Origin of the sequence: Paenibacillus campinasensis, assembly GCF_002272015.1 — a bacterium.
In the GTDB taxonomy this organism is placed as follows: Bacteria; Bacillota; Bacilli; order Paenibacillales; family Paenibacillaceae; genus Paenibacillus_AQ; species Paenibacillus_AQ campinasensis.
In genome coordinates, this window is the sequence record NZ_NPBY01000023.1 from 1 (window position 1) to 11,175 (window position 11,175).

Genomic DNA, 11,175 nt, shown 5'->3' on the forward strand with positions numbered 1-11,175 from the left:
ACACGGAAAATTGCGGCATAGATACGATTAGATAAATAGTCAATTTCAAAAATTAATCATTATTTGATTAATTTTTTTTGTTTGTGCGGGTCGATATGATAGAGCATGTAAACAGAAGATGACATTCTTTGATGGGGGTAGACGTGATGATGAAAGTGCACAAAAAGTTATATACCACCCTGGTACTGTGCCTGGCTCTCGTTGTGAGCCTAAGCGCTTGCGGGAGCGGTGACAGCGCTGACAAGGGGGCAGGCAGCGCAGACGAGAAGATCACGGTGAACTTTGGCTTCTGGGGGTCGGCGCAGGACTTGGAGATTTATCAGCAAGCAGCGAATGCGATTTCCGAGACCTATCCGAATATTGAACTCAAGATCAAGCAATATCCGAGCAGCGAGCAGTTCTGGAATACACTGCCTGGCGAGATTGCGGCCGGCGTTGCCCCGGATTTCATTAAAATGTCCAACGAAGGCGCGTACGAGTATATTAACAAGGGCTTGTTCACTCCGCTCGACGAGCTGATTGAGACGACCGGTGTGGACATGGACCGGTTCATGGAGGCCTCCAAGAACATCTGGAGTGTGGACGGTCAGCAATACGGCATCCCGAACAGCGACATGCCGGCGATGTTTGTTATTAACGAGCAGATGTGGCAGGATGCTGGGCTCGGCGATTATCCGACCACCTGGGATGAAGTGATTGAAGCAGCGAAAGTGCTGAATCAAGGGGATGTGAAAGGGATCATCGTGAACCTCGACGCATTCCATATTACGAACTATGTGAAAAGCTTTGGCGGCGGATGGGGCAATGGCGAAACGATCAATTCCCCGGAGAACGTACAGGCCCTGGAAATGATCATCGACATGTATGAAGAAGGCATTGCAGTTACGCCGAAATCGGTCGGCTTCGGCTGGGACGGCGAAGTGTTTGCCAACAATTTGGGGGCGATGAGCACCGGTGGTTATTGGTACAAGGGCTACCTGAAGGATGCAAATCCAGACCTGAACTATGTGGCACTTCCGGTTCCGAAGGGAACGACGAACGGCAGCACGATGAGCTCTGACGCCTACATGGTGCTGAAGGACGCGAAGAACAAGGAAGCCGCGCTTCAGGCGGCATATTACATGACCAATGACACTACGCAAACCGCGTTTATGGAGCTTGGCTTCAACCCTTCGATTCCGGAGCTGTCGGCTCAATACTTCGAGTTAAATCCGGAGTTCAAGGCCATCGAGCCGGCGCTGGAGTACAGCACGGATTACGGGTATCCAACCGACACGAAGCGTTTTACCGATGAGCTTGTGAAAGAGCTGGAGGGCTTGATTCTTGGCGGCTCCGGCAAGACGGCGCAGCAAATTCTTGATGATATTCAAAGTCAGTTCCAATAAAAGCGCAGGGTCAGGCCGCTCCCGCTTCTGAAACAGAGGGAGCGGCCCGATTTTTGTATAAAAGTATGGACGGGGGGAGACAGATGTCCAATTACAGCAAACAAGCCGGCATAGGCGGCAACAAGATCAGACAGTCCTGGTTTCGGTCGCTGGCCGATCATGATATGACGCTGGGCTGGTTGTTTTCCTTGCCCTTCTTGATCTTGTGGGCCTGGTGGTTCTTATATCCGTTTATTCAGTCATTTGTTCGAAGCTTTCAGGATGCCAACTTTGCGGCGCTGGATCAAGCGCAGTTTATCGGACTGCAGAACTATATCCAGATTCTTCAGGATAAAGAGTTCTTCCGCGCACTGCTTCACTCCTTGCAGATCGTGGCCATCTCGATTCCGATCCAGACGCTGCTCGGATTGCTGCTGGCCATCCTGGTGAATCAGAAATTGAAAGGGAAGGGCATCTTCCGGACGGTGTTCTTTCTGCCGTATATTACGTCGCAGATTGCGATCACGACGGTCTTTATGATGCTGTTCAAGAAAGGAACGTTTCTGACCGAGTTTTTCGGGATGTTCGGGTTCGGCAACGTGACCTGGTTCGCAGATACGAGCTATGCGCTGCTGTTCGTTTGTATCCTGTTTATTTTCCAGCAAGCGGGATTCACGATGATTGTGTATCTGTCCGGTCTGCAGGAGATTCCAAAGGATCTGTACGAGGCAGGAGAAATTGACGGGGCTTCTAAATGGAATAAATTCCGTTATATCACCGTTCCGTACTTGAAGCCGATTACGTTCTTCATCGTGTCTGTGTCCACGATCGCAGGTTTTCAGATCTATGACCAGATTGCCGCGATCTCTCGGTATGGCGCATTAGGCTCGCCGGCAGGGGCGACCAGCACGGTCGTCACGTATTTCTACCAGCACGGCATCCGGTATATGAACATCGGTTACGGCAGTGCGGCGGTTGTGCTGTTCTTTATCATTATTATGCTCATTACGTATCTGCAAAAAAAATTCCTGGACGAGAAGGAGTGAGAGTATGATGACCCGTACGAACGTTCAGCGTCCGCTGATGTATCTGTGGACGATTCTGCTGGGGCTCCTATTCGCCCTTCCTTTTCTCTACACGTTGTACTCGTCCATCATTCCGATGCGGTTTGTGAACACGTTGACGTCACCGGCGAACTGGACGCTGGACAACTTTAAAATCTTCTTCACGAATCCGGCTTATGATGTTCCGCGATGGTTCCTGAATACCGTCATCATGACAGGCGTCGTGGTGGTTGGCAACCTGATCATTAACCCGATGGCCGGCTTTGCACTGGCGAAGCTGAATTTCCGGGGGAAAACGGTGATTTACTGGATTGTGGTTGCGACCATGATGGTGCCGTACCATATGATCCTGATCCCGGTGTACGTGAATGTCGCCCAGCTTGGCTGGCTGAATACGTTCTTGGGACTGACGGTGCCGTTTCTGTATCAAGGGCTGTACATTTTTATGCTGCGTCAATTTTTCATTTCCGTGCCCAATGAGTTTCTGGAGGCTGCTCGAATCGACGGTCTGACCAAGATGGGGGCGTTCTGGCGAATTGTGTATCCGCTGGCTCGTTCATCGCTGATCACGATGTCCATTCTTGCATTCTCGGGCACCTGGAACAGCTATCTCATTCCGAGCACTTTGGCAAACACACCGGAGATGTATGTGCTGGTAGTTGGTCTTAACAGTGTCAAGGATATGTTCTTCGAGAATACGCCGCTTATTATGGCGGGGGTTGTGCTGTCCACGCTGCCGATCATTCTGTTCTTCTTCCTGTTCCAGCGTCAGTATATTGAAGGGATCTCCAGCGCAGGGGTCAAAGGCTGATATTCATCTCGACAGCAGAAATTTATTCAGACAGACAGATGTTCACCGATATTCAGCTGATGGAAGGATACTTGTTCCGGGATGGAGAAACACTGAATGAAGCATACATCATACAGATGGGGGATACATGATGGAATACCGTGTGATTAAAGAAGGCGATCTGTTCTTTCTTACCGGACTTGATGGGGACATTGCTCAAGGGAATGAGCAGGGCCATGGATTATATACGAAGGATACCCGCTTTTTAAGCCGGATGGAGGTGTTCGTTGACGGGCAGAAGCCGTCGCTGCTGTCTTCCGCTGGGGATAAAAGCTATATTGCCAGCATCCGGCTGATGAAGGAAGCCAAGGATGACGGCGCCATCGAAGTGCTGCGGGAGCGGTTCATCTATGACGGCGTGCTGTATGAACGCATGGAGCTCACCAATTACTTCACCTATGATTCTAATATCGAGTTTGCTGTCGCTTTTGATGCGGATTTTCAGGACATGTTCCTTGTCCGGAAGTATCGGACGGGTGAGGTTGGCGCCATGGAGGGAACCCAATTCGGCGAGCGCGAGCTGACGTTCTCGTATGTTGGGGCAGACCAGATGCGAAGACAGACTCGAATCACCTGGGATCATCCTGAAGGCAAGGCAGACGAGAGTGGAAGCGTCACGTTCTCGCTGCCGATGAAACCGCAGCAGCGTCAGGTGATTACGTTCTGCATAATGCCAGTGTCGGAGCAGCTGGAGCCAGCTCAATCACTTAGCTATGAAGAGGGGTTGCGCCGTCTGGAAGCTTCTTATGAGGCGTGGTATGAAGGCAGCGCCCGCGTCCAGTCCGATTCCCCGCACTTTAACGGCCTGTTCCAGCGCAGTGTGCAGGATCTTCGAATGCTGACCACCGATGTGGGCTTCGGCAGTATGACGGTGGCCGGTCTGCCGTGGTTTGCCGCACCGTTCGGGCGGGACAGCCTGATTACCGCCTTGTTCATGCTGCCGGTGAATCCGCAGATTGCCATAGGGACACTGCGTACGCTTGCCGCCTATCAAGGGGAGAAGTACGATCCGTGGCGGGATGAACAGCCGGGCAAAATCATGCATGAGATCCGTTATGGTGAGCTGGTTACGACCAAGCAATCCCCGTTCGCACCGTATTACGGAACGATTGATTCGACGCCGCTGTTCCTTATGCTGATCGGTGAATACTACCGCTGGACAGGGGATCTCTCCCTGGCCGAGGAGCTGAAGCCGAACATCATGCGGGCCCTTGAATATATGGATGCTGAGCTTGAAGCTGGCTCGGGCTTCATGGCCTATAAGCAAGAGGCGGAGAAGGGGTTCCCGAATCAGGGCTGGAAGGACTCCGCGAATTCGATCATTCATGAATCGGGTGAATTCGCCGAATCTCCGATTGCGTTGTCGGAGGTTCAGGGATACGTCTACCAGGCACTGAAATCGCTGGTACCGATCTTCACGGAGCTTGGGGATGCGGAGCTTGCCCGGAAGCTGGAGGAAGACGCCGGAGCGCTTAAGGAGCGATTTGAATCGGCGTTCTGGATGGAGGAGGAGTCCTGCTATGCCATCGCGCTGGACAAGAATCTGCGCCAGGTGCGGAGCGTCACCTCTAACCCGGGGCATCTGCTGATGACCGGGCTGCCATCGGAGCAGCGCGCCAAGGCGCAAGCGGGCCGGATGCTGGAGAAGGACATGTTCAACGGCTACGGAATCCGCACGATGAGCACACGCTCGGCAGGTTATTATCCAATGGGCTATCATAACGGCAGTGTATGGCCGCATGACAATGGCATGATTCTGCTCGGACTCGGGAAGATGGGATTCCGGGAAGAGGCGGGAAGCGTCATATCCGGCTTGCTTAAGGCTTCCGGGCATTTTGAATACCAGCGCCTGCCGGAGCTGTTCTGCGGGTACGATGCAGAGCTGGGTTATCCGGTGCCGTATCCGACGACATGTTCCCCTCAGGCATGGGCAGCCGGCACAGCGATTGTATTCCTTCAAGCGATGCTGGGTCTTTACCCGAACGCCGCCAAGAAGGAAATTGCGCTGTCACCTTTCCTGCCGGAGGGGATGAACGAACTGAAGGCCGAGCATATTGCCATCGGCAGCGGGCATGTGTCTGTTCGTGTTGTTCGCGAAGCGGATGCCGAAACGAATGTGGCGTTCAAGGTAGAGGTGCTGGAGAACACAACCGGCTACACGCTAGCAGGAGCATCGCTGTAAATTCGTCAGAGCGCTACCGCAACGAAGGGTGGCCTAACCAAGCCCTTATGCGAAGCGATACCCAAACGAAGAGCTAACCAAACGAAGCGCTACGCAGTATGCGTTACTGAACCAAGGCCTAACCAAGTAAACTTAGCCAAGTAGCTCTACCCGAGTAACCAAGTAGCTCTACTCAAGTAACCAAGTAGCTCCACCCAAATAGCTCTACCCAAGTAAGCCCTATCTAAGTAAGCCCTATCCAAATAGCTCTATCCCAATGTACAACCTTGGTACCCTTTAGGCCGTTAGGCTGGGGCCAAGGTTGTTGTGGTTCTTTACATTGACAGTCGGAGTAATTCCAGCACGATGGTAGCACCAAGGAAATAAAAAGCTAGAATAAACGATACTTTATGCCGGTTGGATTCTTTAATGTGGGTAAACTCCATATACCCACGATAGAAGTAAGGCAGTCCCAGCAGTTGGGCAAGCAGCGGCTGCGGCTCGCTAAGATCCAGAAACCAAATCGTAGCGATCCCCGGTAGTATCAAGAGCATGGATACGCCAACAAATCTTCTATAGACATCTGAGTCTTTCATGTCCTCCGCATCATAGTACACATGAACCTTTGTAAGAATGACTGTAAGATGACGGCGGCCAAACTAAGAAGAGAATACAGGATTATCATGTGTTCGCTCCTAAATATGATTAAAAATAAAGTCAGATGACCTCATTCAGGCAACCTCTAGATCTTAGTATACCACCCACTCCACCCAATTTGTGGGAATTTCCGGCTTGCAGATGGTTACAGTTGAATGTTGGAGAACATATGTTCTATAATGTTTTAGGGGATAAAATATACATATCGTGAATGATAAGGAAGGCAGGAAAGCGATGAATCCATTTTGCCGATATGCGCTGCATCAGATCGAAGTAGCGATTCTGTCCGTCGTTGCGATCATCGATAAGCTCGAGGAGGAGGACCTGCACATCAGGTCAATGGAAGGCAAGCGTTCCGTAGGGGAACTGCTAACCCATATGGCTGTCATCTGTCGGGCGGATTTTCGTATATCCGAAGGGGCGACAGAGGAGGAGATGAGCGCGTTCTACTCGGGTATCGCGTTGGACAATTTGAAAGACATCCAGGCAGAGCTGCTTACAGGCTATTCCTACCTGTTTCAGGAATTCCATGCGATGAGCGAGGAGGAGCTCCAGCGTGAAGTAACCGCCTACTGGGGTGTGAAGTATACGCGGTATGAGTGGCTGCTTGAAATTATGGCGCACTTGTATCACCACCGTGGACAACTGCACACGATGCTGATTCACGGCGGCGGAAAGGACCCGAATGTGCCGCTATTCGAATAGATAAAGCAGAATAGATGACAGGGCAGTAGATCATAGATGACAATTATAAAAGTCCGTCCCTCGGCCGAGGAGACGGACTTTTTTTCTAAGGATATAGATGCTCATCCCATTCTGGAGTTGTGGGAATGGGATGACAACCGGGGAAGAAAGATCAGTACTGCATCAGCAGACTAACGTTTTGCCAACCGGCGCCGACGGTCCAGAAGACCAGGTAGTCACCGCGTTTCACTTGCCCGGCCTGAATGGCCTCATAGAGGGCCAGGAAGGGGCTGGTCGTTGCAGTGTAACCGTATTTGTCTCCGATGTAAGGAACTTTGTCCTGATCAATGCCGAGTTCTTCGGACACTCGCTTAATATTGCCCGTGGTGAACTGGGAGAACATAAAGCCCTTAATATCGTCAGTAGTCATCTGGTTGCGTTCCAGCAGGATCCGAATCGAGTTAACTGCAGATTCAGCGCATACCGAATCATCGAAAGGCGTAAATTGAACCTGAGCGTCCTTAGCTGTAAATTCCTCGCGGTACAGATTCGATAATCCGTGAGCAGGGAACAGGGAATTGTCGATCACGGACGTATCGGTTTGGTAGATAGAGTCGATCAGACCGCGCGTCCCTTCGACCTGCTCCAAAATAACAGCAACCGCTGACTCGGCAAAATTGGAATAATAGACCGGCTGTTCCGGACTATGGACGGACAAGTAATCGGCCCCGACCACAAGCGCCCGTTCGATTCTAGGGTTGGAAGCCATGTAGCGCGCGGCTTGCTCCACCGCTACAAGAATGCCGGCGCAATTGGCATTGATGTCGAAGCAGGCGGTCAACAGATCGCCTCCAAGCGCATGATGCAGCTTCAGCGCGTTGCTGGGGAGCAAATACTCCGGCGTTTGGGACGTGAAAATGATCAGGTCCACATCTGCGGCTGATAGTCCGCCTTTGTCCAGTGCCCGCTTGGATGCTTCGACAGCCATCGTAAACGTATTTTCTTCCTGATTATCGATAATAAAACGTTTGTTACGGCCCAGAGCGGTTACAAGCCCGGTAACATCCGTGCCTCTTTCCGCAAAATAGTTAATGTAATATTCATTGTCTACTTCCTTGGACGGATGGTAAATTTCGATATCGCGAATTTGTACCCCTCTCATGGCCATCTCTCCTTATTGTTCGATAATTTCGCAGTTGTCCAGCTGTACGCCACGAGCAACGCGACCTAGCTGCATCTTCAGAATCGGGTTTTTGGAAATCCGTAGTGTTACTTTCTTGAAGCCGTCCTTCTTATACAGTCCGAAGCAGCCTTCCAGCAGCGGGAGTGATTCCGGCGCGGAGACGTTCAGCTTCGTGCAGTCGATGTCGATCTCATATTCCGGTGCGGAAATCGTTGAGATCGCTTTGTTGTAGCCCTCCATGGCAGCCATGCCGTCTTCCGGAGAAAAGGTGCCTTCCACCTCGGCATAAAATACTTTTGCAGCTTGATCGATTTTGATGTTAAAGCTTCCCATGATTTTGTTATCCTCCTATGAACTAGAAATGGTTTCGGTAGTATATAATTCTTCGTTTGAAATAGATAAAATAGGATCATTTATGTTTGAGTGCCTTCAGACGATCCAGGATCGGCGCAGGTTCACTGCCGTCCGTGTTCACCTCGATGATGCAAGGTCCAACTCTCTCCCGGACGAAGCCAGGAATGTCGTCCATATCATCCAGATGACTCACAGACATGGATGGAATTCCGGCGATGCGCATCATGTCAGCGATGGAGATCCGATCCTGCTTGTAATCCGGCATCGTGCGGTTGTACAGAAACTTCTGTCCACGGTCAACGTAGGATAGCATGGCATTGTTAATGATGAAGTAAATGACAGGCAGCTCGTATTCCTTAGCAGTCAGCACTTCCGTCCCATTCATGAAGAACGAGCCGTCTCCCGCAATGACAGCAACCGGACGAGAGGAATCCGCCAAGTACAATCCTGGCCCTCCGGCCATCGCTGATCCCATGGCTCCGTAGTTCAGATTAATCTCGAAGTCTCCTCCGGCTGGAATTTCCAAATACTTCAGCACGAAATTGGTGAACTCCCCAATATCGCACACATAACGCGTATCATTCGGCATCACCTTGCTCAGCTTCTCAAGGAAGAGGCGCAGGGATAAGCCAGTATGATTGCGCTGGTAAGCCTCGTTCAGCGGCAATGGCTTCTTATACGAAGCCGAGGATGGCTTGGCATGCTCAAGGAAATAAGGGAGCGCATCCTTGAGATCGGCGAGGACAGGTGCGTCCGTCTTGAACACTTTGCCGATTTCCCTGGCGTCACGATCAACATGAATCACCTTGCGTCCCTCCACGAGCATGTCGTTAAAGTTGCACGTAGAGGCTTCACCCAGGCTCGTACCCAGAATCAGAATGCAGGAAGACTGGGAGGTGGTGACGTATTCCATGGCCGCATCGGTGCTGGAAAACCCGTAGTTTCCTAAGTTAAGCGGAAAATCGCCGGGAATGATGCCTTTAGCCGAAGGTGTCGTAATGATCGGCCACTGCAGCCGTTCGCTGAGCTGCATGATTTCTTCGGCCACAGCCCGTCCGCCGCGTCCGACCATAATGATTCCTTGTTCTGCCTCATTCAGGAGGGACACTGCGTCTTCCAGCTCCTTCGGATTAGAGCGCACGACTTGGAGATCAGCCAGGTTTGGAGCCTCCGGAAGGACATTAGGCGCTTCCATCCGCTGCACATCAATTGGAATCGAAATATGCACTGGGCCAAATGGAGGCGTAAGCGCGATCCTTACCGCTTTATCCAGTTCAGCTAACACATCCGCTTCGTTCATGACGGTGTTGCTGTACTTGGTGATCGGCCGAACGATGTCCTGGGCGTCCATCTCTTGAATGGCTCCTTTGCCGATCTGCCAGCGATTCACATAACCGGTGATGATGAGCAGGGGCGCTTTGGCGCGCATGGCGTCAGCGATTCCGTTCATCATGTTGCCGACCCCGACGGCACCAGCGCCGGCGCAGACAGCCAGCTTGCCGGATGTGCTTGCATATCTGGCGGCCATGTACGCCGCACCGGCTTCGTTCTTAGTAATGATGGGCTTCATGTCTACATCGATCAGCGCGTCGTATATCGGCCCGATGATTCCTGCAGGAATCCCGAATATATGATCCACTCCAACTTCTCTCAAATACTTCAATATGGCTTCGGCTATATTCATGTGCGGAATCCCCCTTGAACTAGAATTGGAATGCGTCGCTGTATTCCTTGACCAACTGTTCTGCCTGTGAAATCTCATCTTCCGAAAAATGATGCAGCTTCCCGATTGAAGCGACAACAACGATTCCGATTACGGTTTCGAGTTGTATGACAGGCACAACCATAATGCTGTCGATTCCGAACAAGAAGAACTCATCGGCAGAGCGCGGATCATTTTTGACGTCCTGCACAACGGTGGGTGAGGGCAGTTCTTGCTCCAGCATTTCCCTCAAGAGGCGATCCTGCTGAATGTAGACCGGATGCTGTGCATGGACGCTTTTCCACTTTTCCACGCCGAGATGGTCGGTCTTCGTTTTCAATACCGGACATAGGCGGCCTTCCCTGATTTCGTGGTAGGCGATATCGGCTACGCCCGTCAGACGCTCAAGCTGTTCAAAAAGCAAGTGCAAACGCTCCATACCGGGCTCTCCTCCTTATTTCTAAATAAGTTGTCGTTGCCATGCGTTTTCGTGTCTTCGTCGTTTCGATTCAGCTTTCTGGAGAACCTGGGCTTGCTTCCTTAGAGTTGGCCGGTCTCTAACCATATAACGAAGTCTTTATGTTCCGTGTAAAAGCAGATCCTCCTCTCGTTGTCATTGGTGCGGGCGGCGTAAAACGGCAAAAAAGTGCAGGCAACATCTCCGGACATGACACACCGTGACCAATAGTGGGCAGTAGGGTGATTATCTCGGTGTCAGGCTTCCACTTTATTTACGGAGATTTAGCCGGGTCCGCAATCCTATACAAGCTTGTAATACACCTTTTATATCGGTTTCGAGGAATCGTTTTTTCATGGGTTTTATGTAAATTGTATGTAAATTCATATTTTTTTCACAAAGAATAAGATCCCAATTTTTCAAAATGAAAGGTGGCTGCTGATCTATACTTGTTTCGGGTGTGCTTTGCATGATTATCCCTTTTGATCAGGCAGCGCAGAAACTCAGGAGCAGACACATTCGAAAGCCGACTATATGTGGTTATACTCGAGACAGTTCGGCGTGGAGGCAATAGCGTGCCTCAGGTGTGGCGGTAGAGCGGTTCAAGTAGAGCATAGGGTGTCCAGGTGTGGCGGTAGAGCGACTCAGGTAGAGCATAGCGTGCCACAGGTGTAGCGGTAGAGCGGTTCAAGTAGAGCA

General features: G+C 51.2%; 10 protein-coding genes. 5 read left to right on the forward strand and 5 right to left on the reverse strand.

The window, feature by feature from the left end:
• Positions 1 to 146 precede the first annotated feature (146 nt).
• The 4 genes from CHH67_RS07220 to CHH67_RS07235 all read left to right on the forward strand — a co-directional run bounded on the left by CHH67_RS07220 (position 147) and on the right by CHH67_RS07235 (position 5,460).
• Positions 147 to 1,385 (forward strand): ABC transporter substrate-binding protein, encoded by a 1,239-nt coding sequence (locus CHH67_RS07220; protein WP_095264482.1) that lies wholly within the window; start codon positions 147 to 149, stop codon positions 1,383 to 1,385.
• Between the two features lie 83 nt (positions 1,386 to 1,468).
• Positions 1,469 to 2,410 (forward strand): carbohydrate ABC transporter permease, encoded by a 942-nt coding sequence (locus CHH67_RS07225; RefSeq protein ID WP_095264484.1) that lies wholly within the window; start codon positions 1,469 to 1,471, stop codon positions 2,408 to 2,410.
• A 4-nt stretch (positions 2,411 to 2,414) separates the two neighbouring features.
• A complete protein-coding gene (locus CHH67_RS07230) occupies positions 2,415 to 3,239 on the forward strand; it encodes a carbohydrate ABC transporter permease (RefSeq protein ID WP_095264486.1) in 825 nt (274 codons plus the stop codon).
• Between the two features lie 130 nt (positions 3,240 to 3,369).
• Positions 3,370 to 5,460 carry an amylo-alpha-1,6-glucosidase gene (locus CHH67_RS07235; protein WP_095264488.1) on the forward strand — a complete coding sequence of 697 codons (2,091 nt, stop codon included), beginning with the start codon at positions 3,370 to 3,372 and terminating at the stop codon, positions 5,458 to 5,460.
• Between the two features lie 314 nt (positions 5,461 to 5,774).
• Here CHH67_RS07235 and CHH67_RS07240 read toward each other — a convergent pair whose 3' ends face one another.
• Complete coding sequence (locus CHH67_RS07240; RefSeq protein WP_141235882.1) at positions 5,775 to 5,993, reverse strand: hypothetical protein; 219 nt, start codon at positions 5,991 to 5,993, stop codon at positions 5,775 to 5,777.
• Between the two features lie 337 nt (positions 5,994 to 6,330).
• On the opposite strand from CHH67_RS07240, the gene CHH67_RS07245 reads away from it, so the two are divergent.
• The gene (locus tag CHH67_RS07245; protein WP_095264499.1) at positions 6,331 to 6,801 is read left to right on the forward strand and encodes a DinB family protein; all 471 of its coding nucleotides are present in this window, start codon (positions 6,331 to 6,333) and stop codon (positions 6,799 to 6,801) included.
• Positions 6,802 to 6,952: 151 nt separating this feature from the next.
• Here the strand turns inward: CHH67_RS07245 and CHH67_RS07250 are convergent, their stop codons facing one another.
• From CHH67_RS07250 to CHH67_RS07265, 4 genes are all read right to left on the reverse strand, one after another.
• On the reverse strand, positions 6,953 to 7,942 hold the full coding sequence (locus tag CHH67_RS07250) for a ketoacyl-ACP synthase III (RefSeq protein WP_095264491.1): 990 nt from the start codon (positions 7,940 to 7,942) through the stop codon (positions 6,953 to 6,955).
• Between the two features lie 12 nt (positions 7,943 to 7,954).
• The gene (locus CHH67_RS07255) at positions 7,955 to 8,296 is read right to left on the reverse strand and encodes a hypothetical protein (RefSeq protein WP_095264493.1); all 342 of its coding nucleotides are present in this window, start codon (positions 8,294 to 8,296) and stop codon (positions 7,955 to 7,957) included.
• A gap of 76 nt (positions 8,297 to 8,372) precedes the next feature.
• Complete coding sequence (locus CHH67_RS07260; protein WP_095264495.1) at positions 8,373 to 10,001, reverse strand: thiamine pyrophosphate-binding protein; 1,629 nt, start codon at positions 9,999 to 10,001, stop codon at positions 8,373 to 8,375.
• 19 nt (positions 10,002 to 10,020) lie between these two features.
• Entirely contained in the window at positions 10,021 to 10,458 is a 438-nt protein-coding gene (locus tag CHH67_RS07265; protein ID WP_095264497.1) for a GAF domain-containing protein, read from the reverse strand.
• Between the last annotated feature and the right edge of the window lie 717 nt (positions 10,459 to 11,175).

Coding starts and splice junctions, on each gene's coding strand:
- CHH67_RS07220 (WP_095264482.1), top strand. CDS start 147: ATGATGAAAGTGCACAAAAAGTTATATACCACCCTGGTACTGTGCCTG.
- CHH67_RS07225 (WP_095264484.1), top strand. CDS start 1,469: ATGTCCAATTACAGCAAACAAGCCGGCATAGGCGGCAACAAGATCAGA.
- CHH67_RS07230 (WP_095264486.1), top strand. CDS start 2,415: ATGATGACCCGTACGAACGTTCAGCGTCCGCTGATGTATCTGTGGACG.
- CHH67_RS07235 (WP_095264488.1), top strand. CDS start 3,370: ATGGAATACCGTGTGATTAAAGAAGGCGATCTGTTCTTTCTTACCGGA.
- CHH67_RS07240 (WP_141235882.1), bottom strand. CDS start 5,993: ATGCTCTTGATACTACCGGGGATCGCTACGATTTGGTTTCTGGATCTT.
- CHH67_RS07245 (WP_095264499.1), top strand. CDS start 6,331: ATGAATCCATTTTGCCGATATGCGCTGCATCAGATCGAAGTAGCGATT.
- CHH67_RS07250 (WP_095264491.1), bottom strand. CDS start 7,942: ATGAGAGGGGTACAAATTCGCGATATCGAAATTTACCATCCGTCCAAG.
- CHH67_RS07255 (WP_095264493.1), bottom strand. CDS start 8,296: ATGGGAAGCTTTAACATCAAAATCGATCAAGCTGCAAAAGTATTTTAT.
- CHH67_RS07260 (WP_095264495.1), bottom strand. CDS start 10,001: ATGAATATAGCCGAAGCCATATTGAAGTATTTGAGAGAAGTTGGAGTG.
- CHH67_RS07265 (WP_095264497.1), bottom strand. CDS start 10,458: ATGGAGCGTTTGCACTTGCTTTTTGAACAGCTTGAGCGTCTGACGGGC.